Raw genomic sequence first — 23,066 nt, forward strand, 5'->3', positions numbered from 1 at the left:
CCGTCGCAATATTAGGAGGATGAGATGAAACATCTTGCATTTGCTACGGGAGTTTTTGCTTTGACTGCGGGGTTCGCAGCGGCCGAAACGCCTGAACTTGTTGTCTATACTTACGATAGTTTTGTGTCGGACTGGGGGCCTGGCCCCCAGGTGGAAGAGGCCTTTGAGGCTGTCTGTGCTTGTGATTTGAAGTTTGTCGCGGCGGGCGATGGCGCGGCCCTGCTGTCGCGCTTGCGGCTGGAAGGCGCACGCGCGCAGGCGGATATCGTGTTGGGTCTTGATACCAACCTGACGGCCGCCGCTGCCGAGACGGGGCTTTTTGCGCCACATAGCGTCAACGCGGGCTACAGCCTGCCGGTTGCTTTTTCCGACCCGATGTTTGTGCCCTATGACTGGGGGTATTTTGCCTTTGTGCATGAGGCAGGGTTTACGCCGCCTGCGAGCCTGAAGGCACTGGCCGAGAGCGACGCGAAAATCTTGATTCAGGATCCGCGGTCCTCCACTCCGGGGCTTGGCCTGCTGATGTGGGTGAAGGCCGCTTATGCAGATGAGGCCTCGCAGATCTGGGCCGGGCTTTCTGACAATATCGTAACGGTCACAAAGGGCTGGTCGGAGGCCTACGGGCTGTTTCTGGAGGGGGAGGCCGATATGGTTTTGTCCTACACAACCTCGCCGGCGTATCACCTGATCGCCGAGGGCGACGCCAGCAAATCTGCGGCGCTGTTTGACGAGGGCCACTATCTGCAAGTGGAAGTGGCCGGCAAGCTTGCTGCCAGCGATCAGCCCGAGTTGGCCGACCAGTTCCTTGAGTTTATGGTCTCGGATGCGTTTCAATCTATCTTGCCCACCACCAACTGGATGTATCCTGCGGTAACGCCGAAAGCCGGTTTGCCAGAGGGCTTTGAAACGCTCGTTGTGCCGGAAAAAGCGCTTCTCCTGAGCGCAGAGGAGGCCGCGGCGCTGCGTGAGGATGCTTTGGAAGAATGGCGCGCCGCGTTGTCGCGCTGAGCCAGGCCACCAGCGCAGCGGTGGCTGCGCTGGTGTTGCTTCTGGTGCTCATGCCCATCGGGGCTGTCGCCCTGCGGGCGAGTTGGCCTGAGGGGCTTGGACCCGCCGATTGGGCCGCGCTGCGCTTTACCGTGTTGCAGGCTGTCCTGTCGGCTTTGGCCAGTGTGGTGCTGGCGGTGCCGGTGGCGCGGGCTTTGGCGCGCCGCAGCTTTCCGGGGCGGGGCGCCCTGGTGTTGCTGATGGGCGCGCCCTTCATTTTGCCGGTGATCGTGGCGGTGATGGGCTTGCTGGCTGTCTTTGGCCAGGGCGGAATCTTGAACACATTTCTGGCTTGGGCGGGCCTGCCCAAAGTGCAGATCTACGGACTCCACGGGGTTGTTCTGGCGCATGTTTTTTTCAACTTGCCGCTTGCCACACGGCTTTTGCTGCAAGGTTGGGAGAGCATCCCGCAAGAGCGGTTTCGTTTGGCCGCAAGCCTTGGTTTGGGCCCCAACGCGCTCTTGCGGTGGATAGAAATTCCAATGCTCAAAGAGCGGCTGCCCTCTGTGTTTCTCGTGGTTTTTCTGATTTGCCTGAGCAGTTTTGCGGTTGCACTGACACTGGGGGGCGGACCGAGGGCCACCACGCTGGAACTGGCGATCTATCAGGCGTTTCACCTCGAGTTTGATCTTGGGCGCGCCGCACTTCTGGCGCTGGTCCAGCTTGTGTTGGTGCTTGTGGCCGGCCTTGTCGCGCTTTGGCTCGGGCAGGTGGCGGGCTTTGGTGCCGGGCGGGGCGCGCCGCGTCAGAGGTGGGATGTCAGCAGTGCCTGGTTGCGGGCGCAAGATATGGGCGTGCTGGCTCTGGCGACGGCCTTCATTGCTCTTCCGTTGGCGCTTGTCGCGCTGCGTGGGGTGGCTGCTTTGGGGCAGCTGCCCGCCAGTGTCTGGCAAGCGGCGGTGGCCTCTTTGGGTGTGGCGGTTGGGTCGACGGTATTGTGCCTTCTGGCCGCACTTGCGCTGGCGGCAGCGCGGGGGCCTTGGGCGCAGGTGATCGGGCTTCTCGGGCTCGCGGTTTCGCCGCTTGTCCTGGGAACGGGGCTGTTCTTGTGGATCAACCCCTATGCCAGCCCGCAAGCCTTGGCTCTGCCCGTGACCATGGTGGTAAATGCGCTGATGGCCTTGCCCTTTGCCCTGCGGATTATTGCGCCGGACTATGCCCGCACCGAGGCTGATTTTGGCCGGTTGGCCGATGCTTTGGGCCTGCATGGCTGGGCCCGATTGCGGCGGTTGATCTGGCCACAAACCCGTGCTGCCATGGGCTTTGCGGCAGGTCTGACAGCGGCGCTGTCTATGGGGGATCTGGGTGTTATCAGCCTGTTTGCCGATGCCGAGAACGCGACCCTTCCCTTGCAGGTCTATCGGCTTATGGGCGCTTATCGGATGGAGGCGGCGGCGGGGGCTGCGCTTTTGCTTGTGGGGCTGAGTTTCGGGCTTTTTGCCCTGTTGGATTGGGGAGGTCGCCGTGGCGCTCATTCTTGACAACCTCCTGTTTCGCGAGGGCGCGTTTACGCTGCGGGCCCATTGGCAGCTTGAGGCGCAGGCGCGGGTTGCGCTGATCGGCCCGTCGGGGGCGGGCAAATCCACCTTGCTCGCCTTGATTGGCGGCTTTTTGCAACCTCACAGCGGGCGCTTGCTTTGGCGCGGGGCAGATATCACCGCAACCACACCTTCGCAGCGGCCGGTGGCGACTCTGTTTCAGGAGGGCAATTTGTTTCCGCATTTGACCGCCTATGAGAATGCCGCCCTGGCGGTAAACACCCGCTTAAAGCTGAGCGCGGTGGAAAAGCGCCGCGTTCTGGAGGCCCTGGAGCGGGTGGGGTTGGCAGGGTTTGAGGCCCGCAAACCGGCCCAGCTTTCGGGCGGTCAGGCCAGCCGGGCTGCTCTGGCGCGGGCGTTGTGTCAGGACAAGCCGCTGCTCTTGCTGGATGAGCCCTTTGCCGCCCTTGGCCCTGCGATGCGTGGAGAAATGCTTGATTTATTGACAGAAATTGCAAGCGAGCACCGCCGCGCTGTTCTGATGGTCAGCCATGATCCCAGCGACGCCCTGCGCTTTGCACAGGCGGTGAGCCTTGTTGCACAGGGTGTTGCCGCCCCACCCGAAGAGACGAAGGCTCTGTTTGCCAAGCCGCCTGCCGCCCTCAGCGCATATCTGGGGCATGACTAAAGCCTTAAGGCTGCGTTATGCGGTGTTAACCGTGATGGCCTAGGCCTTTTTGGGGGGGTGCAACCCGTGCACAGGGCGTGCACAAAGCGTGCACCGGGGAAACCGGTTTTGCCCTGGCACAAACTGGTTAACGCAGCCTGCGCTACCCGGTGAGGAGCAGGCGGCGGGCGCCAAGGCGCGGGTGCAAGCTGCCGGCCAGAAGCCAGGCGCAAAACAGCGCCCCCCCTGTGAGCAGGAAGACACCTGATACCGGTGCAAACAGCAACACGCCCCAGGCCAGCCCGGGGGTGAGAATTCCGGACACATCGCGATAGGAGGAATAGACCGCCGACATCTCGGTGCGCTCGGAGGGTTTCACGGCCATGAGAAAGGGCAGCCCGGCACAGACATCCAGTGTGATGAGAAAGATCGAGCTGACAAACAGGCTGACAAGCGTTGCCTGTGGCCAGCTCTCCAGCAGCCCTCCGAGTGCAAACAACAAGGCTGCGGCCAGAAACCCGGTGCGCACAGCAATCCTTACAGAACTGCGCTGCATGAGTGTGAGGATGATGGGCGAAGCAAAAAGCGCGGCGTTGGTGAGGGAGAGCAAAAGCCCGCCCAGCTGGTCGCTGAGGCCGCTCTGAACGGCGTAGATAGGGAGATAGACGACATAGGCCCACCAGCCGCAGGACCGGATGACAGCAAAGGTAAAGCCCGCAACAAGCCGTGGCTGCTGCAAGAAGCGGCCAAGAAAGGCCAGCGGATTTGGCGAGGCCTGCCGGGCGCGGGTGATGAGCTTGCCATTGCCCAGCCGCATGTAAAAGAAGACTGTCAGCATGATGAGCGCGGAGGTGCCCGAGAGCAGGAAAGGTGCGGGATGCCACCAGCTGTAAAGCGAGATCCCGATGAGCGGCCCGCCTGTCCAGCCGAGGGCGGAATAGACCATGCGCAAAGTTTCGCTGCGGCCCAGTTCGATGCGCTTGATGTAGTCCAGAACATAGGCGTTGAAGCACACGAAGGTTACGACTGTGGCCATGGCATTGAGCGCTAAGGCAGGGACAACCCCATTGGGCCCCAGCACAACCGCGCAGGCGCAGCCCAAGGCAAACAGGCTGGCCCCGAAGGCATAGAGCCAGCGACGCGGGACGAACCGGTTGAGGAATGGCACCAGCAGCCCAACGGCAAGCGAGGCAAGCCCGATATAGAAATATACCGCACTGACCGCGGCCGCACTTCCCAAAACCTCGTAGAGGGCAATGGGAAAAACAGAAATCAACACCCCGCGGGTGACGCCTTCCAATCCGGCCAATAGGGCGAACCCGTGAACGGAAGGGGCAGGCGCGTGGCGGAGCCACTCGGGAATACGACGCTCGAACATAGGGCCAGACTGCGCTTCGGGCAGGGTTGTTCTGTTCCGTTTTCGACGTGGGAGAATGTTTGCGACAGAGAAAGGTCAGAATATCGCCCATCGGGCTATTGGTGTTTTTCGACCTCGCTTGTCTTTTTTCTTTCTACAAATATCCAATCCCACAGATCCCAAATGCGCGTCCCCAAGAGGTGTTGCGCCGCGCCTGCGCGCGTCGCCACGGGGGCGGGGCTGGCCCGAAGGGCCAGCCCCGCCCTCCACCGCGATGCCGAAGGCAGCGCAAAACCTTGCTGCAAGCAACAGCCCTCAAAATGCAAAACCCCCGCCTGTTGAGAGCGGGGGTTTAGGTATTTGTGACCAGAAGAAGCCTGGTGTGGTGGACAGCTATCAGGCGTTGTCTTTTCTGGGCTTGTGGGGCGCCCAGAGGCGTTTGTTGCTGAGATACAGCAGTGACGCGAGGATGGCCAGCATGATGGCTCCCATGAAGCCTGTTTGCTTGCGGGCCATCATTTTGGGTTCTGCTGTCCACATGAGGAAGGCCGAGATGTCTTCGGCGGCGTGGTGCATGGAGTTGCTATGGCCGTCGTTGAACTCGAACTGCTCGTCATAGAGCGGAGGTGCCATCGCGATCCAGCCGCCTGGGAAGGCCTTGTTCTCGTAGAACACCGTGCCGTTCTCTTCCTTTTCCTCTCCGGTGTAGCCTGTGAGGATCGAGTAGATATACTCGGGGCCGCCCATGCCTTTGAAGAGCTGGTTCATTCCTGAGCCGTAGGGGCCGTGGAAGCCGGCGCGCTTTTTCGCCATCAGCGAGAGGTCGGGCGCGTTTTCCAGGCTGGAGCCGGGGAAGTGGTCTGTTGGCCGCGCGTCGCGGTCGTCGTCGAGCTCGGGGTCGTAGACGCTGAAGTTGGCCGAGTAGGCGCGCACTTCTGCATCCGAGAAGTGCGGACCGCCTTCATCGCCGAGTGTGCGCAGGGGCACATATTTGAGGCCGTGGCAGGCAGCGCAGCTTTCTGTAAAGACCTGAAGGCCCCGTTGCAGCTGGTTCTGATCAAAGGCGCCAAACGGGCCTTCAAAGGAGAAGTCCACATCTTCGACGTGTCCCGCCCCGCCTGCCGCGAAGGCCGCACCCGAGAGGGCGAGGGCTGCGACTGCGGAGAGTGCAAGTTTCTTAAACATTGTTCCCTTGTCCTTTCTTATTCGGCCGGTGTGGCGTTTTTGGCGCCGTAGTTGGCTTCGAAGTCTTCCTCGATCGTGTTTGGCATGGCCAGTGGCTTCTCGACCACGCCCAGAACGGGCAGGATGACCAGGAAGTAGGCGAACCAATAGGTTGATGCGATGAGTGACCAAGTTGCATAGGGCTCTTCGGCGGGCATTGCGCCGAGCCACATCAGGATGATGAAGTCGACAACCAGCAGCCAGAACCACCATTTGAACATGGGGCGATACCGGCCCGAGCGGACGCGGGATGTGTCAAGCCATGGCACGAGGGCCATCACGATGATCGCGCCGAACATGGCCAGAACGCCGAAGAACTTGGCTGTGATGATGCCACCTGTGATCCAGTTGGCGGCGATCACGATCCAGACTTCTGAGGTGAAGGCGCGCAGGATTGCGTAGAACGGCAGGAAATACCATTCGGGCACGATATGCGCAGGGGTCACCAGCGGGTTGGCCTCGATGTAGTTGTCTGGGTGGCCGAGGTAGTTTGGCATGAAGCCCACAATTGACCAGAACACCAGCAAGACAATCGCGAGGGCGAAGAGATCCTTGATGACGAAGTAGGGCCAGAAGGGCAGCGTGTCTTTCTCGGCTTCGGCTTTTGAATCGGTGCGCACGGGCACGCCTGTGGGGTTGTTATTGCCTGTGGTGTGGAAGGCCCAGATATGGACCATCACCAGCGCCGCGATCACGAAGGGCAGCAGGTAATGCAGCGAGAAGAAGCGGTTGAGCGTTGCGTTGTCAACGGCCGGTCCGCCAAGGAGCCATGTTTGCAGCGTTTCGCCCACGAAGGGGATCGCGCCGAAGAGGCCGGTGATCACGGTGGCGCCCCAGAAGGACATTTGCCCCCATGGCAGAACATAGCCCATGAAGCCTGTGGCCATCATCAGAACGAAGATCAGCATCCCAACAATCCAGGTGACTTCACGCGGCGCCTTGTAAGAGCCGTAGTAGAGGCCACGGAAAATATGGATATAGACCGCGAAGAAGAAGAGCGAGGCGCCGTTCATGTGCAGATAGCGCAGGAAGTGGCCGCCGTTCACGTTGCGCATGATGTGTTCGACAGAGGCGAAGGCCAGGTCGACATGCGGTGTGTAATGCATGGCAAGAATGATGCCTGTGACGATCTGCAAGGCAAGGCAGAAAGCCAGAACGATGCCCCAGATCCACCACCAGTTCAGGTTCTTGGGTGTGGGGATCATCAGGGTGTCATAGATGAGGCCGACAATCGGCAGGCGCTTGTGAAGCCACTTTGCGCCGTTTGATGTGGGCTCGTAATGGTCGTGTGGAATACCAGACATTGCGCGCTTCCTTATCCGAGGATCAGTTCGTCGCCTTCAAAGGCAGCGACAGGAATGAGAAGGTTGAGAGGGGCCGGGCCTTTGCGGATACGGCCGGAGGTGTCGTAATGTGAGCCGTGGCAAGGGCAGAACCAGCCGCCGTAATCGCCTGCGCCGTCGCCGATCGGCACGCAGCCGAGGTGTGTGCAGACGCCGATCATGACCAGCCACTCGCCGGCTTCGTCCAACGCGCGGTTTTCGTCGCTGGCGTCCGCGTCGAAGTTGTTCTTGTTCTGAGAAGTTTGGTCGATTGTCAGCTCGTCCAGAGAGACAGCGCGGGCCGCTTCAATCTCTTCCGCCGTGCGGCGGCGGATAAATACAGGCTTGCCGAGCCACTTGACAGTGAGCTGTGTGCCCACCTCGACGCCGGAAATGTCGACACGGATTGACGACAGCGCCTGAACATCGGCTGAAGGGTTCATCTGGTTGACCATTGGCCAGACTGCGGCCCCAGTGGCGACAGCGCCGGCACCAGCGGTGGCATAGTAGATAAAGTCTCTACGTGTGCCTGCGTGATCTTCTGCGTTGGACACGAGCATTCTCCATTTTTCTCAGGCGTTTGCCGCCTACACGGTATACAGGGCCGCAGATTCCTGCAGCCACTTGCTGGCGTTCTTTAAACCTGCTTTTGGCGCAGGTCTAGCTTAGATTGGCGGAAGATACGTTGTGTCGCGGCCAAACCCCTCTGATGCGCTGCTTTTGGCAGAGGGTTGGCAGAGGGTTGTTAGAGGGCCTGAGCGCCTGCACAGCCCCTCTCAACGCAGCCGATCGCCCCAACCCATGATTCGCTTTTTGGCCCTGTTTGTTTTCTTCAGAAACATCTCTGGGGGGGGGCCGGGGGGCTGGCCCCCCGGCGGGTCGGATTTGCAAAGCAAATCCGAAACCCTTCAGCAGCAGGCCCTGTCCGGCGGGGTTGGCACCGCCAGGTAGGCGTCTTTGGGAATTTGCACATAGCCCCGCAGGCCGAGGGCGGCGCTGTCGGGTGTGGGCAGGCGCGCATGGGCCGCCGTCAGCGCGGCGGCAATGGTGGTGCTGTCTTGGCCCTTGCCCGTGATCATTGGCAGTGCGGGGGTGGGGGCAGTCCACTCCAAGACCCTGAGTTGGTGGGCAAAGGCTTCATGGGCCACAATCAAGCGCCATGTTTGGGCGTCGATTGCGGCAATGTCGGCCTGGCCTTGGGCCACAGCGCGGGCGGAGCGCAGATGCCCGCCGGTTTGCACGCGTGTCTCAAACCAGAAGCCCGCTGCCATGCAATGAAAATAGGGCGCGGCGAAGCCCGATTGCGAAAAGTTCTGGTTGTAGGCAAGGCGCGCATCTTCAAAGCTGGCAAGGCTTTTGCGGGGGTCATCGGCCCGCACGACAAGGGCGCTGCGGTAGTGGCCCGGGGCGCAGCCTTCCAGCCCGTAATCGGGCGTGGCGACAAGCTGGACACTGTCGCAGAGTCTTGTGCGGTAGGGCAGCCCACAGGTCTGGCTCAACACCAGATCGGGGTGCTCCCAGACAAAGAATTCCTCCGCCTCCTGCGAGAGCGTTTCGGGGCTGTCGACGCCGCGCGCGGCCAGCTCCTCGCGGATGAGCGCCCAAAAGCGGGCATGTGCGCCCTCAAGCTCGGGGCGGGCATACATCATCAGGCTGGCGATCATCGCAGCACCTCCCTGGCCTGCCTCACGCGGGGGCCGTGGCGGCCATGCTGTCGCGTTTGTCAAAGGCGGCCTGCCAGGCGGCCAGCGCGTCGACGCCTGTGCGCCAGCCGCGCGCGTCATGGCGCAAATCAAGGTAGGACAGCGCGCAGCCCACGGCGATATGGCTCATGTCAGTGGGGCCGGCGAGGTGGCTCATCCAGCGCGCGTTGATCACATCGAGCGCGGCGCGGATCTTGCCCCATTGGGCGTCCAGCCAGACGGGAAATTGCTGCTCCGGCGGGCGCAGGCGGCCTTCATAGGTGATGAGCACGGCCGCATCCATGATCGCATCGGCCATGCTTTCCAGCGTCAGCACCTCCCAGATACGCGCCTCGGGGTAGAAATTGCTGTCGGCGCGGGCATCCAGATAGCGGGTGATCACGCGGCTGTCGTGCAGGGCGGGGCCATCGGGGCGGATCAGCGCGGGGATTTTGCCTGTGGGGTTGGCCGCGCGCACATGGTCCGGAGTGTTGATCGGCGTTGTGCCGGCCTCGACCTCTTCCACGGCATCCCATTGGCCGGTTTCATGCAGCAGCACGCGGACTTTCCGGGCAAAGGGCGAGGCTTGTGAGGAGATGAGTTGCATGGGGTGACCTTTCCTGTTCGTGGCGAGGTTAGGCGCGCTTTGCCGCGCTGTCTATCCTCATGCGGGGGGAGCGCGCATGAGCGCCGCGAGGGCGGTGGTTTCCAGCCCGAGGCCTGCCTTAGCCGCCCCTTCTGCGCCGCCGAGGCGGGCGGCATCGGGCTTGTTCTGGCCGAGTTTCCAGGTGCCTTCGACGGTCTTTATATCGAGCCGGAAGGGCACGATCTGGCGCATCATCTTGGCGAGGACCTCAGGGGTCATTTTGCCCATCGTCCATTCCGGCTTGGGTGCGAGGCGGGCTTCAAACTGCGCCGAAAGCCGCGCGAGCACGCCCTCAAGCGCCGCGTCGGGGAGGCGGGTGAGCGTGCCGGTGAGGTGCACGGCGACGTAATTCCATGTGGGGACCTGATCTGCCACGCCATACCAATCGGGCGAGATATAGCTGTGCGGGCCTTGCACGGCGAGGCGGGCAGGCGCGGGGGCGGTGAGCGCGCGGGTGATCTCGGTGCTGCGCACGAGGTGCAGCTCGGCATAAGCGCCGCATTCGGAGAGCTCGAAGGGAATGTGGCTGATGAGCGGCGCGCCTGCGGTGCTCAGGCTCAGAAGGCCAAAGCTCTGCGCGCGGGCGAAGGCGAGGTTTTGCGCTGTTTCAGCGCTGCGAAAGGCTGGGTTCGGGTGCATGGGCTAGCTTTCCGGGAAGGGGTGGCCCGCCCCGGAGGGCTGCCACGGCGGGTATTTCTGCATGATCGCGGCAAAGCGCGGCGCAGCCTTGAAGGCCGAAAGCCAGCTTTGCACGGCGGGCCAGGGCTGTGCGGCAAACCACGCCTGATCAATATGAGCGAACTGGCGCACGAAAGGCAGGATGGCCAGATCGGCCAGCTTGGGCTGAGGGCCGAAGAGCCAGCTTTCTGCGCCGATCTGCGCATCAAGCTTGGCGATGAAGGCGCTGGCGCGCGTGCGCTCTGTCTCCATATTGCTCTCGGGATAGCGCGTGGCGTATTTGGTGCGGTCCAGCGCCTGTTTGAAGGGGCCGTCGCATTCGGCAATGAGCGCGTGGCCTTCGGCGGGCATATCGAGCAGCGCCTCCGGATCATGCTGCGCGAGGGCGTAGAGCATGATGTCGAGGCTTTCATCAATCTGGCGCGTGCCAAGGTCAAGGCAGGGCACAGTGGCGCTGGGCGAGGCGGCGCGGAAGGCAGCGGGCTTGTCGCGCAGCAGGATTTCGCGCAGCTCTACGCTCAGCCCCGCAGAGGCGAGGCCGAGGCGGGCGCGCATGGCATAGGGGCAGCGGCGAAAGGACCAGAGGACAGGGGGCTGTGACATGGCCCAGAGGTAGCGCGCCGCCGGGACAAGCGCAAACAAAAGCACAGCGTGGCTTTTCTGCATGGGCGCGGGAGAAGTTCACCACAGCGCTTGCAAGGCCAGAGCCGCGCGGCCTATTCTTGGCCAATCGGTTTTAAGGGGTCGGGCCTGAGCGCCGGGTGCGCTCGATCTGGTATATGGGTGAAAAGATGCGTGTTCTGGTGACAGGCGGCGCGGGCTACATCGGCTCGCATACATGCGTAGAGCTGTTGGCTGAGGGCCATGATATTTGCATTGTGGACAGCTTTTGCAATGCCTCGCCCGAGGTGATCAACCGCCTGGAAGAGATCACAGCTGTGCGCCCTGAGGTGCACCGGGTGGATGTGCGTGACAGGGCCAAAATGATGGCGGTTATGGCGCGTTACAAGCCGGAGGCGGTGATCCATTTTGCCGGCCTGAAGGCCGTGGGGGAATCCTCGCAAATCCCGCTGAACTATTACGATGTGAATGTGCAGGGCACGGTTGTCTTGCTTGAGGCCATGCAGGCGGTGGGCTGTCAGCATATCGTTTTCTCGTCTTCGGCCACGGTATACGGAACGCCGCACTATCTGCCCTATGACGAGGCGCACCCCTGCGCGCCCAGCAATGTCTATGGCCACACCAAGCATATGGCCGAGCAGGTTTTGAGCGACTGGCAAAGGGCCAATCCGGAGAGCGCGGTGGTTCTGTTGCGGTATTTCAACCCGGTCGGGGCGCACAGCTCTGGGCGCATCGGGGAAGACCCTGAAGGACCGCCCAACAACCTGATGCCGTTTGTGGCGCAGGTGGCTGTGGGGCAGCGGGAGAGACTGGCTGTTTTTGGCGATGACTACGACACGCCGGACGGCACAGGCGTGCGCGACTATATTCATGTCACCGATTTGGCTTTGGCCCATCTCGGGGCCTTGGCACATGCCAAAAAAGGCAGCGGGACCGACACCTTCAACATCGGCACGGGCGCGGGCTATTCCGTGTTGGAGATGATCCACGCCTTTTCAAAGGCCTCTGGGCGCGAGATAGCCTATACGGTGGCCCCGCGCCGCGAGGGTGACCTGCCGTCATACTACGCCGACCCGTCGAAGGCGCGCGCTGTTCTTGGCTGGGCGGCGCAGAGAGGCATCGCGGAGATTTGTGACAGCACATGGGCCTGGCAATCGCAAAACCCGACGGGCTACAAGCCCTAGGCAGACCAAGCGTTAGACACCCCCGCCCTTCAGGGCGGAAGTGGGCGTGCCCTCTCAGCGGTTCGGCTCAGTAGGAAAAAATGTCATTCACCAAGGATTGCGCATCGGCGACATCTTCGAAGGTGAGCGTGTTGCCCCCGCCAAAATCGAAGATCACATCTGCGCCGCTGTCGTCGGCATAGAGGTTGATGAGCTGTTGGGCGCTCGTGGCACTGCCCCAAAAGGCCAGGTCGATCATGAGGGTGTCGTTTCCGCGGCCGAAATCTTTGATCTTGTCGTTGCCGCCAGCGCTGTCAAAGAAGAATGTATCTCCGCCGCGACCGCCTTTCAGCACATCATTGCCGGCACCGCCGAGCAGGTAATCGACACCGCCGCCGCCCACAAGCTTGTCGCGGCCTTCTTCCCCCCAGAGCTCATCGCGGCCGCCGTTGCCCTTGATCTTGTCGCGCCCCGCGCCGCCGTAGACGATATCATCCCCAGCTCCTGTCTTGATGATGTTGCGCGCATCATTGCCCATGATGTTATCGTCGCCACGGCCTGTCTGGACGTTTTCAATCACCACGCCGTTGGCAATGGTGAACCCCCCCGCGACGCCTTCAACAGACGAGATGTAGCCGCCACCGCCAATTTCGTATTCAAGCGTTGCGTCGCGCAGATCAACCGTGGCATCGCCTGCGCCGGTGAAGCGGATGAGATCTGTGCCGCCGGTGTCCCAGATGGATTCCCAATGGGTGCCTGACACATTGCTTCCGGGCAGCGTATAGGTGTCGTTTCCGCCGGCGTGGGTTGTATTGGCACCATAGAGATCTTGCAAAACCGCAATATCAAGCGCCATGGGTGTGGCTTCATAGCCCCAATTGAGGTTCCAGTCGCCGCTGTCGCCGGTTTCGTGGCCTGTGTTGTAGGTCATGGCGGTGTAAACGCCCTGATTGAGGTCATAGTCACCATAGTCCCCGAAATTTGAGCTGACGCCATTCATGATGCGCGTGCCGCCATCGGTATCATGCGGGTGGCCAAGGCCGAGGCCGTGCAGCAGCTCGTGCAAGATGGTTTGATAGCCGTCGCCACCTTGCTCCAGCATCCCACCGGCTGACCTGTCCCATGCCCCGCCGTTGAAGACGCCCGAGAGCGGGGTGGACACCCCGTTGGGCAGATAGAAGTAACCCAAGACATCGCCGTAGGCGGCGGCTTCATTTGTGTCGAGCACCACCACATATTCGGCCTGAGCCGCTGTGTTGGTTGTAAAGAAGCGCACATTGGCGACATCTTCTATGCTGCGAAAAACAGAATTGAACTGTTGTTGCTCGTAAGCATTCCAGCCCTCTGAGGTGATATAGCTCAGGGTTTCGGTATATCCTGCGGGGGCAAAAAACACGTCAAAGATTGAGGTGGGCATGGCAACGCCCGTGTTGATTGAATCGGTCGGGCGGGCCAGGGAGGTGAGCGGCAACATGAAACGGGTTCCTTTTTACGGCAAAGAGGCAAACTGGATACTGCACAAAGGCTAGGCGGAAATGCGGCGCAGGTCGATACGTCTTGTGAAATTTGAAGGGATTTTCTGTTGGTTTATGAGGTCAGCCCATGGTGATGTCGTCGCTGAGCGCCCAAAGATCGTGAAATCCGGCGAGGATGATCTTGTCGGAATTGCCAAAGTCAAACACCACACCGCGGTTTGTGACAGTGGCGAAGCTGCCAAGCAGCTCGGAGGTTGTGGTGGCGACGCCCCAGAGCAATTCGTCGATCACCAGGCTGTCGGCCCCTTTCCCGAAGCCGCGCAGCACATCGGTTGCATCGCCTTGGCGGAAAACAAACGTATCTGCGCCGCCACCGCCCTTGAGGGTGTCGTTTCCGCTGCCGCCATGCAGCTGGTCGGCCCCGCCACCGCCAATGATCAGGTCGTCCCCGGCCTCGCCAAAGAGCAGATCATTGCCCTTGTTGCCGCGGGCCACATCATTGCCTGCGCCGGCGTGGAGCGTGTCATCGCCTTTCTGGCCGCGCAGCACATCGGCGTCCTCCTCGCCGGACAGGCTGTCATCAGCGCCACCCCCTCTTAAGGTGTCGCGGCCTGCGCCGCCCAGGAGCTCGTCTTGCCCGGCGTTGCCATAGAGCTGGTCGTTGCCCTCCCCACCCCAAAGCGTGTCATCTCCGACGTGGCCCCAGAGCGTGTCGTTGCCCAGATCTCCGGTGAGATAATCCTCGCCGTCCTCTCCGGCGAGCTGATCGTGGTCGGCCCCGCCGGCGAGGCTGTCGTTGCCGGTGCCGCCTGTGAGGGCGTCGGCACCATTGCCGCCCGAGAGGCTGTCGGCCCCGGCCCCGCCTGTCAGCATATCGTCACCATCTTCTCCGAACAGCGTGTCATGGCCCTCTTCGCCGTGCAGGCTGTCATGGCCGGTGCCGCCGGAGAGGATGTCGCTGCCATCACCGCCCCAGAGCCTGTCTTGCCCGTCATTTCCCCAAAGGCTGTCATCGCCGGTGCCGCCAGTGAGGGTGTCGTGATCGGCCCCGCCGGCGAGGGAGTCACTGTCTGCGCCGCCATCCAGCGCGTCATTTCCGGTGTCGCCAAGCAGCGTATCGCGGCCCAGCCCACCGGTGAGGCTGTCATGGCCGGTGCCGCCCTCGAGCAGGTTCTGGCCGGATATGACCGTGAGGATGTCATCACCTGCCTCGCCAAACAGCCGGTCATCGCCAATGCCGCCTTGCAGGCTGTCGTTGCCCGCGCCGCCTGTGAGGCTGTCGTTGTCTGCACCGCCATCCAGCGTGTCATTGCCAGTTTCGCCCGTGAGGGTGTCGTTGCCCGCCCCGCCCAGCAGCCTGTCGTCTCCGGCATCTCCGCGCAGCAGGTCTGCGCCCGTTTCGCCAGACAGCAGATCGTTGTCGGCGCCGCCCAGCAGGGTGTCATCGCCAAAACCGCCTTCCAAGGTGTCGTTGCCGGCTTCGCCAAAGAGGCTGTCATCGCCTGCACCGCCTTGAAGGCGGTCGTTGCCCGTGCCGCCATAGAGCGTGTCGTTTTCGCCATTGCCAAAGAGCAGGTCATCACCGCCCTCACCGAAGATGATATCTGTGTAGTCGCGGCCGTCGATCCGCTCTCCGATGTTGGAGCCATAGGTTTCCAGTGTGGTTGTTGCGCGGATGTCCTCGAGGGTCATTGTGATGTCTTCAAAGTGGAACACCTCAATGCTTTCAAAGATATCAGTGCCATCAGAGGAGTTGATTTCGAGGCGGTCATCGGAGAGAAACCGCAGGGTGGCTGTGTCAAAGCGTCCGTGCAGGAAGGCATGATCGGTGCCGCTGCCACCGTTGAGGCTGTCGCTGCCGGCGCCGCCTGTCAGGGTGTCATCGCCCGCCCCGCCAAGCAGGGTGTCTGTGCCCCAATCTCCCAGCAGAAGATCTGCGCCGGAGGTGCCGGTAAGGTGTTGTTGTGGCATGGTGAAGCTGCGGTTTATGTCCAGCACGATCGCGTTGAGAAGGGCTGCGTGGGTGAGGGGCTCTGTGGCTCTGATTGTCAGGGTTTCGGTGCGCCATGTCAGAGTGGCTGTGCGGTCTGACAGGGCGATGTTCAGCGCGGTGGGGTCATAGAGAAAGGGCCAGCTGGAGAGGTCGATCCTGTCTTCTGCGGGGTTGAAATCCTCGATCAGATCGCCCGCACCGCCCGCCGTGATGATAAAGAGGTCTGCGCCGTTGCCCCCTATGAGGGTATCGGCGCCGGCCCCTCCGAGCAGCAGATCGTCTCCGTTCTGGCCGCGCAGCACATCGTTGCCGTCACCTCCGGCCAGAATATCATTGGCCTGCGTGCCGGTGAGCGTGTCGGCGGCGGCGGTGCCCCGTTGCGAGCTTCCGGGGGTGCCAAGCGGCGCGCTGAGCAGGGTGATGCCGTCACCCGCGCCGGTGGAAACGAAGATTTGCAGCTGGTTGCCCGCAAGGTGCAGGGCCAGATCGGTGACGCCCAGCAGGGGGGCTTCGGCGGTTCCTGCGAAGGCGGCGCGGTGGACAAGCTGCCCGTCGGGTGACAGCTGAAATAGGCTCACCCCGCCATCGCCACCCGCAGCGGCGACATAGACCTGGCCCTGCACTTCCAAGGTATCCAGCGCCACAACCTTGCCAAAGCGGCTGTCTTGGGTGTCAAGGATGTGATCAACCGGTGTGAGCGCGCCGTTCTGGCCGAGGGCAAACACCGAAAGCGCACCGGCGCTGCCAAGTTCGGGGGCGGAGGCGACAATGACAAAGCCCGTGCCTTGCAGCTCGACCAGATGGATGTCTGTCGGGCACATGAGGCCGAGGCCCGCAGCGGCGCTGAAACTGGATTGGAGCTCAGAGGTTGCGCCCGAAAGGGCAAAAAGGCTGACACCGGCCTCGCTGGCGCTTCCGGTCACCAGGTAGTCAGTGCCAAAGAGGGTGCCAACGGCCAGGGCCGAGAGGCTGGCAAGGTGGCTCTGGGCTGTGTCCTGAAGGGTGAGCGGCGCGCTGGCCAGGCTGCTGCCACCCCACTGGGCGAGTGTCACGGATGCGGCGCCCAGCTCGGCGCTGACAAGGCTTTCGCCGGTTTGGGCAAACCAGTTTACCGGCCCAAAGGGCAAGCCCTGCAAAGTGCCGGCGAAGGCCAGCGCGCCATCGGGTTGAAGGCTGAGCAGCTCTGCGCCGGTGGCCTGCTGTTGCCCGGTAAGCAAGAGCTGTGCAGCCCCTGTGCTGATGCTGGTGATCGGGCGGCCTGTGCCTGCGGCCACCTGTGCAGACATCAGGTAGAGGTCCGACAGGTTCGGGGTTGCGTTGTCCAGAGCAAAGCTGGCCAGCCCGCCTTCCTGACCGGAGGCGGACAGAAGGTAGCTGGCGCTGCCAATGGTTGTGACAGCCAGCGCGGAAATGCCCCGATCAAAGGCTTCTTCACCGGTTCGAATATACCCTGCAAAGCTCAGAATTGGCATCAAGGCTGCTCCAAGAAACTGGAAGCAGGGGTAGGATGTCAGAGGGGGGTTTCTTCGGGCCGGATTCTGGCGGGAAGGCGGCTTATAAAGCGGGTTTGAAGCGAGTTTGACGCGAAGTTTATTTAGCCGTTGAGCTTCAGGTGGAGGGCAATGGCCTCGTCGATATCTTCAAAATAGGTCAGTTGACCGTTGTGCATCAACAGGCCGTTTTCACAAAAGGAGCGCACCACCTTCATCTGGTGGCTGACCATAATGGCCCCGGCATTCTGGACGCGCTGGCGAAAGACCGTGCGGCTTTTGCGGGTGAAGCGGGCGTCTCCGACGGCGGTTGTTTCGTCAATCAGGTAAGTGTCAAAGGGAATGCCCATGGAGAGCCCGAAGCCAAGCCGGGCTTTCATGCCTGAACTGTAGGTGCGTACGGGGCTGAAGAAATGTTCGCCCAGCTCGGAAAAGTTGCGCACAAAGCCTTCGAGCGTTTGGGTGTCGACCCCATAGACGCGCGCCACGAAGCGCACGTTTTGCTGGCCGGTCATTTCGCGGTTGAGCGAGCCGCCAAAGCCGACAGGCCATGACATGCTGCCATCTGTGGTGACCCGGCCGCTGTCGGCGGGGATGGCGCCGGAAATGATGTTGAGCAGGGTGGATTTGCCCGCTCCGTTGCGGCCCAGAAGCGCAAGCGCCTTGCCGGTGGGAATTTCCATGTTGAGATTTTGGAAAATGAACTGGCGTTTGTGGCCGACGATATAGCTTTTGGTCAGGTTTTCGAGGCGGATCATCGGCGTTACCGGCTGTCGCGGATCGAATAGTAGATCAACACAAGGATCGTCCAGCCCATCGTAATAAAGAGGGCGACGAGGCCCAGAAGCGTAAGGCGCTGCGGGTATTGAGCCGATTGGGGGAATGTGGGCTCAAGGTGGGCGGCAAGATAGCTGCTTTGGCGCGAGGCGTCTGCGCGCGCCACATCGAGCGCCGCGAGCGCCGCGCGATAGCTTTGTTCGGCATATTCCCGGTTGACGACGAGGCCCTCATATTCGGCCAGAAGCGTTGGGTAGTCATCGCCGATCACATCGGTGTTGCCGGAAATGACATTGGCCTTTTCGGCCTCTATGCGGGCGCGGATGACATTGATCAGATTGGTCGACTGCACAACCCGTGGGTCACTTCCGGAGGTGTTTATGGCCAGCAGGTCAGCTTCCACGAGGGCTTCGGCGAGCTGTTGTTGGAGCGTGTTGACAACGCCGAGCCGCCCTTGCAGGTCGGCTTCCAGATCGACGATCTTGTTCTTGGTGCGAAAGAGGATCAGATCTTCGCGGGATTTGCGCAACCGTTCAACTGCGAGGGTGAGGTCTTCCTGGGCGTATTTGATTTTGTCTTGGCGCGCTGTGGCATTGAGCTTGTTGATCAGCTCCTGGCAATTGCGCAGCACGCTTTGAGCGATCGCCTGTGCGGTGTCTGCATCAAAGGCGAGGATCTGCACTTCGATCAGCCCGGCGGCCCTGTCATAGGCGATGCGGGCGATCTTGCTCCAGAAAGCCACCTTTTCCTCGAGGTTGGCATCTTCGGGCAGGCTGAAGAGAGGGTTGTGGGCATGATTTTGAGCGTAATGGGCGACAAGATCAATTTCCGTGTCGATCGCTTCGACAATATTTTGATTTTGCAGATATTCAAACAGGATGTCGGTATCGGACTGGGTGGAGCCGCCGGTGATCTGGGAGGCAATGCCAAAAATATCAGCGGCGCTGCTGCCGCCTTCCTTGCGCACGGTAAAGCCGACGGTGGAGGCGTATTGGTCATCTGCACGCATCCAGAGATACCAGCCGCTCAGCAAAATGGGCAACAGAACAAGGGCCAGAAAGCTGAGCAACAGCCCCCAGTGGCGCGGCTTCATCTGGGCCGCCTCGGCCATGGGGGGCGCTGTGCCGGTCGTTTCCGTGGTGTCGCCCGCGGTGTGGCCCGCAGTGGCCTTGGCATTTTTTGGGGGGTATCGTTGCTGCTCTGAGACATGAGGTGTCTTTCTTTTGCCATCCGGACCAGTCGGTTTGATCTTTCGGCAACAAAATTACATAGATAACGCGTTACATGCTAGGGTTATGGAGTGTTCGGCGTGAATATGCCAGATGGTAATGAAGAAACGCTGCCGCAGCGGCGCAAGCTGGATACAAGCCTCTGGCGCGAGCGGCTGCGGGTGTTGTTCGCCCTCGTATTGCGTGAAATGTCCATGCTCTATGGCCGAAACCCGGGGGGGTATATCTGGGCCATCATCGAACCTTTGGGCATGATCATTATCTTGTCGATTGCTTTTTCGCTGGTGTTGCGCAGCCCGTCTTTGGGCACGAGTTTCTTGCTGTTTTATGCCACCGGGATGCTGCCATTTCTGATGTTTCAGACCATTTCCCGGGTGATCGGGAATGCGCTCGGCTTTTCCAAGGCCTTGCTGCAATATCCTTCGGTGCTCTGGATTGACGCCATTTTTGCGCGCGCGTGCCTGCATGTGCTGACAGAGCTTCTGGTCACGACTGTGGTTTTGGGCGGCATTATGATTTTTGTGGAAAGCAGCCAGCAGATACACCTTCAGCATATGCTTGTGGCCATGGTGGGCATGGTCCTTCTGGGCCTGGGCATGGGGCTGATCAACGCGATCCTGTTCAGTCTTTGGCCAATCTGGCGCAGCATTTGGGGTATTGTAACGCGCCCGTTGTTGCTGGCCTCGGGGGTGCTGTATATTTGCGAGGATATGCCACGCGCGGCGCAGGATGTTCTTTAGTACAACCCATTGATCCACCTCACCACCCTGTTTCGGCAGGGCGTCTATCCGACATATAGCCCGCAGTTTGTTTCGCTGGCCTATGTCTACGGGATCGGGATCGTGCTTACGGCTTTCGGCCTGTTGCTTTTGCGGCGCTTTCATTTGCGGGTGCTTGAGGCAAAATAAACGCTTCTATCTCTTCGGCGCTGTTGCCTGTGCGCCCGTTGAGGGCATCTTGCAGCGCCTTTCCGAGCAGGGACAGATAGCTGCGTTTTGCCGGGCCATAGCGGCCAGCCTTGGCCAGCCAAGACAGGCTCTTGAGCGCGATCAGCGGCCAAAACAGCAGCGGCCCCGCGCTTTGGCGATAGGCCAGTGTTAGGTTGCGGTGGTAGAAATAGACCTTCCAGAGCGGAGAGATCAGCCGTGCGCTGTCTTGGGTGAGCGTGTTACAGTCATGCACGAAAGCCAGGGCTGGATCAAAGGCGATAAGGCCGCCGGCGCGCCGGAGCGCGAGGCAAAAGAGCACATCATCTGCGTAAATGAACAAGTCGCCGCGCGGAAAGCCGGCGCGTGTGAGCGCCCGGCGGGAGATAAACTGGCCGACAAAGGAGCCGCCATCAACCTCGGTTATGCTGCCGCGGGCGAAGGCCTGGGCCCCAAGGTGGGTGGCGGCACGGCCCTTGAACACAGCGGCAAGAAAGAGCGACGCGCGCCAGAAGGGGTTGCGCCACGGCCGGTTCATATCGCAGATGTCACCGCCTGGATAGCGCACGCCAGAGAGCCAGACATCATAGTCCTCACGCGCCCGCGCATGAAAGGCGGCCACTGTGCCGGTTGACGGGTAAGCATCATCATCCATGAGCATATACCAAGCGCTCGGGTGCTGCGCCTGCGCAAAGCGCAGGGCGGCCTCAAAGCCACCGGCGCCCCCGCTGTTCTTGGTGAGCGTGAGCCTCTTTAAGCGTGGATCGGTGAGGGTGGCGAGATAGGCGCTGGTGCCGTCGGTGGAGGCGTTGTCACAGACGACCACGCAGGCAAGCTCCTCGCAGGAGTGCGCCAGCAGCCGTGCAAGCGTGACCTTCAGGGCAGCGCATCGGTTGTGGGTCACAACAATGGCAGTGAGGTGATTGAGGCGGTTCACGGTCTGCTCCCTCTGTTTGGGCCGGGCGCAAGCCAAGCCGTTTTCTCCAGAAATCACGCTGTGTCAGCGCGCCATAGCCCTTGCGCCAGTCTTGCTTGAGGCGGCCATAGTGCAACACCAGCTGGCAACCTGCCTTTGCGAAGCCAAGGCTGAGGGCGAGTGCCTTTCTTTTGTCATGCGCGACGGAATAGGCCCGTTGGCCATCAGAGCTGATGTAGGTGATTTTACGCGCCCCCCAGAGCGGGCGCCGTCCACCGCGCTGGCTTGCGGGCAGGGTGATGTCTTTGCCAAAGCGCGTAAAGCCCGGCAGCAGGTGTCCGTTTAGGCTCAGTTTCATGAGGAGTCTCAGGGGCCGGCTGGCGGGGCGGGGCATAGCGACGGAGCTTTTGGTGGGGCGATCTGTCCAGCGCTCGGTTTGTGTGAGCGCGCCAATATCGGCCCGGCGCTGGGCAAGATCGGCGGTCTTTGCGAAGTGTCCGGGCCCGGCGCGCACATCCTCCAGCGCCAGAAGCGCTGCGGCAAGGGTCTCGTAATGACAGGCCAACAGGCTGCGCAGCCAGAACCGTGCGATGATCTTTGCGAGGCCCATGCGCCCGATCTCCATGGCCGGTAAGGCGAGGTGATGTGCCAGGTGAGAGCGCAGATCAAGATAGACCGTGAGCGGGCTTTCCTTCACGGGGAAATCTTCGTCTTGATACGACAAAACCCCCGGCAGCGTGATGATGTCAAAATCATGTGCCAGAGAAAAGCTGACATCATCTCCGCGCACGAAAAACGGGAAAGGCATATGCCTGAGCGCGGCAACGCTGAAGGCAAAGAACCACCAGCCGCCATAGAAGTTGGCTGGGTTGCGTGGGGTCGTTTCAGCCTCAAGGCGCAGCACCTGGTCTGCCCGGCGCAGATCCAGGCCCTGATGGGCCGGGCGGCAGATCATGTGAAACAGAGCGCCGTTTTCCCAGAGCCTGTGAGGCGCGGCTGCCTGGGCAACGGCTCCGGCTATGGCCACATCTGTCTTGCGCGCATAGGCCAAAAAAGCCCAACAGCGTTCGATGGCCTGCATATGGGTGGCGGCGTCGTCATCCATGAAGAGACAATGGGTGGCGTCTTGCGCCTCGGCTTGCAGAAAGCCGCGCGCAAAGCCGCCGGAGCCACCGAGGTTTTCATTGGCAATTACGGTCACTTTATCGCTGTCTGGGCGGCGCAGGGACTGGCCGTTGTCGATGACATATAGGTGCAGATGCGGGGCACAAACCGAGGTCTTGGCAAAGCGCTCAAAGCGCTCAACGCTCTTTAAGACCTGTGCTTCGCGCTGGTAGGTGGTGATGCAAACAGCAAGCTTTGGCTGCCGCCTCGGGGCTGTCTCGGTGTGCCAGTCGGCGGCTGTGATCTGTCCTTCGGCGGAGTGGCAGCGGATTTGCACAAAAAGCAGCGCACTCTGCTGATTGGCCAGTGGCGCGAGATCAAGCGTCAAGAGGCTTGCCCCTGTCAGAGACAGCGCGTGCTTTTGAAGGGTGATGGGCTCTGCGCCATTGATCACCGCGCAAATTGCGCAGTCAAATTCGCCTTCGCCCTCCAGTTTGAGCGCCAAATCCAACAGGGGTGCGGCGCGCGCCCATTTGCCATAATTGAAGATGTTGAAATAGGTGTCTGTGCGAAGCTGGCCGCCTTGCGCGAACTGCACGGCGCGACTGCCCGAAGGCCAGCGCGCGGCACCGCTGGTGCGCAGGTAGGTGAGCGGGTTGGGGTCGAGCGTCGGGTCGGGCCAGGTAAACGACTGCAACAGACTGTGTTCGCGCATGGCCGGACCCTGGGAATTCGTTAAATACAAGTCTTACAATGCCAGCGCCTAGAGTATTGGCCCCAGATTGTCCAGCGCTTGCAAGGCGGGTGGCGATATGATCAAACCGGGTTTGTATCGAGTTCCATGGGGTCAGAGGCGAGACGTCGGTGATAAAATCGTTGCTCTTTCATATCGGTGACCCCAAAACCGGGACAACCTCCATTCAAGCTGCGATGCAGGCAAGGGCCTGGCAAGCGCCATCTCTCCAGCTTGCTGTGCAGCCTGAGACCAATGCATCGGCTTTGGCCAATTCGATCCATCCCGGCAAGGGCAATGCGCACAAGCGCCAGACCCATTTTGCACGCAAGGCGGCATGGGCGTGCGAAGAGACGGCCGATCTGGGGCTTGTCTCAGCCGAGTTTTTTGCCGGCGTCAGGCCCGGCGCTTTGAAAGCCGCGCTTCACGAATTTCTGCCCGAGCAGGCGGCACAGACCCGGATTTTGGGCTATGCGCGCGGCCATGCGGAGCGGTTTTTATCGGTTTACGCACAGCGGGTGAAAACCGGCAGCTTCAG

The 23,066-nt window shown here is 61.2% G+C and carries 20 protein-coding genes; 6 read left to right on the forward strand and 14 right to left on the reverse strand.

Annotated elements, in window-relative coordinates:
• The first annotated feature begins 24 nt into the window (after nt 1–24).
• The 3 genes from thiB to Q0478_RS01945 are packed head-to-tail and all read left to right on the forward strand — an operon-like array spanning nt 25 to nt 3,213.
• A complete protein-coding gene (thiB, locus tag Q0478_RS01935) occupies nt 25–1,008 on the forward strand; it encodes a thiamine ABC transporter substrate binding subunit (RefSeq protein WP_298675643.1) in 984 nt (327 codons plus the stop codon).
• Complete coding sequence (locus Q0478_RS01940; RefSeq protein WP_298675645.1) at nt 984–2,528, forward strand: ABC transporter permease subunit; 1,545 nt, start codon at nt 984–986, stop codon at nt 2,526–2,528. Before thiB ends, Q0478_RS01940 begins: the two co-directional genes overlap by 25 nt.
• Complete coding sequence (locus Q0478_RS01945; protein ID WP_298675648.1) at nt 2,512–3,213, forward strand: ATP-binding cassette domain-containing protein; 702 nt, start codon at nt 2,512–2,514, stop codon at nt 3,211–3,213. Before Q0478_RS01940 ends, Q0478_RS01945 begins: the two co-directional genes overlap by 17 nt.
• 142 nt (nt 3,214–3,355) lie before the next feature.
• Here the strand turns inward: Q0478_RS01945 and Q0478_RS01950 are convergent, their stop codons facing one another.
• From Q0478_RS01950 to Q0478_RS01985, 8 genes are all read right to left on the reverse strand, one after another.
• On the reverse strand, nt 3,356–4,570 hold the full coding sequence (locus tag Q0478_RS01950) for an MFS transporter (protein WP_298675651.1): 1,215 nt from the start codon (nt 4,568–4,570) through the stop codon (nt 3,356–3,358).
• 375 nt (nt 4,571–4,945) lie between these two features.
• The gene (locus tag Q0478_RS01955) at nt 4,946–5,734 is read right to left on the reverse strand and encodes a cytochrome c1 (RefSeq protein ID WP_298675654.1); all 789 of its coding nucleotides are present in this window, start codon (nt 5,732–5,734) and stop codon (nt 4,946–4,948) included.
• Between the two features lie 17 nt (nt 5,735–5,751).
• A complete protein-coding gene (gene petB / locus Q0478_RS01960) occupies nt 5,752–7,077 on the reverse strand; it encodes a cytochrome b (protein ID WP_298675657.1) in 1,326 nt (441 codons plus the stop codon).
• Nucleotides 7,078–7,088: 11 nt separating this feature from the next.
• Nucleotides 7,089–7,649, reverse strand: a complete 561-nt coding sequence (gene petA, locus Q0478_RS01965) for a ubiquinol-cytochrome c reductase iron-sulfur subunit (protein ID WP_298675660.1) — start codon at nt 7,647–7,649, stop codon at nt 7,089–7,091.
• A gap of 354 nt (nt 7,650–8,003) precedes the next feature.
• Nucleotides 8,004–8,759, reverse strand: a complete 756-nt coding sequence (locus Q0478_RS01970; RefSeq protein ID WP_298675662.1) for a PhnD/SsuA/transferrin family substrate-binding protein — start codon at nt 8,757–8,759, stop codon at nt 8,004–8,006.
• Nucleotides 8,760–8,781: 22 nt separating this feature from the next.
• Nucleotides 8,782–9,384 carry a glutathione S-transferase gene (locus Q0478_RS01975; protein ID WP_298675664.1) on the reverse strand — a complete coding sequence of 201 codons (603 nt, stop codon included), beginning with the start codon at nt 9,382–9,384 and terminating at the stop codon, nt 8,782–8,784.
• Between the two features lie 57 nt (nt 9,385–9,441).
• Nucleotides 9,442–10,062: an FMN-binding negative transcriptional regulator gene (locus Q0478_RS01980; RefSeq protein ID WP_298675666.1), complete on the reverse strand. Its 621-nt coding sequence runs from the start codon at nt 10,060–10,062 to the stop codon at nt 9,442–9,444.
• Nucleotides 10,063–10,065: 3 nt separating this feature from the next.
• Nucleotides 10,066–10,704, reverse strand: a complete 639-nt coding sequence (locus tag Q0478_RS01985; RefSeq protein ID WP_298675691.1) for a glutathione S-transferase — start codon at nt 10,702–10,704, stop codon at nt 10,066–10,068.
• Between the two features lie 188 nt (nt 10,705–10,892).
• Between Q0478_RS01985 and galE the strand changes: the two genes are divergently transcribed.
• Nucleotides 10,893–11,906 carry a UDP-glucose 4-epimerase GalE gene (galE, locus tag Q0478_RS01990; RefSeq protein WP_298675668.1) on the forward strand — a complete coding sequence of 338 codons (1,014 nt, stop codon included), beginning with the start codon at nt 10,893–10,895 and terminating at the stop codon, nt 11,904–11,906.
• 67 nt (nt 11,907–11,973) lie between these two features.
• On the opposite strand, the gene Q0478_RS01995 is transcribed toward galE, so the two are convergent.
• The 4 genes from Q0478_RS01995 to Q0478_RS02010 form a co-directional block, all read right to left on the reverse strand.
• Complete coding sequence (locus Q0478_RS01995; RefSeq protein WP_298675671.1) at nt 11,974–13,359, reverse strand: M10 family metallopeptidase C-terminal domain-containing protein; 1,386 nt, start codon at nt 13,357–13,359, stop codon at nt 11,974–11,976.
• Nucleotides 13,360–13,480: 121 nt separating this feature from the next.
• The gene (locus Q0478_RS02000) at nt 13,481–16,825 is read right to left on the reverse strand and encodes a calcium-binding protein (protein WP_298675673.1); all 3,345 of its coding nucleotides are present in this window, start codon (nt 16,823–16,825) and stop codon (nt 13,481–13,483) included.
• A gap of 122 nt (nt 16,826–16,947) precedes the next feature.
• Nucleotides 16,948–17,601: an ABC transporter ATP-binding protein gene (locus tag Q0478_RS02005; RefSeq protein ID WP_298675676.1), complete on the reverse strand. Its 654-nt coding sequence runs from the start codon at nt 17,599–17,601 to the stop codon at nt 16,948–16,950.
• A 5-nt stretch (nt 17,602–17,606) separates the two neighbouring features.
• A complete protein-coding gene (locus tag Q0478_RS02010; RefSeq protein WP_298675679.1) occupies nt 17,607–18,731 on the reverse strand; it encodes a sugar transporter in 1,125 nt (374 codons plus the stop codon).
• A 204-nt stretch (nt 18,732–18,935) separates the two neighbouring features.
• Between Q0478_RS02010 and Q0478_RS02015 the strand changes: the two genes are divergently transcribed.
• Entirely contained in the window at nt 18,936–19,589 is a 654-nt protein-coding gene (locus Q0478_RS02015) for an ABC transporter permease (protein WP_298675694.1), read from the forward strand.
• A gap of 106 nt (nt 19,590–19,695) precedes the next feature.
• On the opposite strand, the gene Q0478_RS02020 is transcribed toward Q0478_RS02015, so the two are convergent.
• Both Q0478_RS02020 and Q0478_RS02025 read right to left on the reverse strand, forming a co-directional pair.
• Nucleotides 19,696–20,679, reverse strand: coding sequence for a glycosyltransferase (locus Q0478_RS02020; RefSeq protein ID WP_298675696.1), 984 nt, complete (start codon nt 20,677–20,679; stop codon nt 19,696–19,698).
• Nucleotides 20,588–22,510, reverse strand: a complete 1,923-nt coding sequence (locus Q0478_RS02025; RefSeq protein ID WP_298675682.1) for a glycosyltransferase — start codon at nt 22,508–22,510, stop codon at nt 20,588–20,590. Before Q0478_RS02025 ends, Q0478_RS02020 begins: the two co-directional genes overlap by 92 nt.
• 149 nt (nt 22,511–22,659) lie before the next feature.
• On the opposite strand from Q0478_RS02025, the gene Q0478_RS02030 reads away from it, so the two are divergent.
• The coding region (locus tag Q0478_RS02030; protein ID WP_298675685.1) for a hypothetical protein at nt 22,660–23,066 on the forward strand (407 nt) is incomplete at its 3' end.

This window comes from uncultured Lentibacter sp. (assembly GCF_937123735.1).
GTDB lineage: Bacteria > Pseudomonadota > Alphaproteobacteria > Rhodobacterales > Rhodobacteraceae > Lentibacter.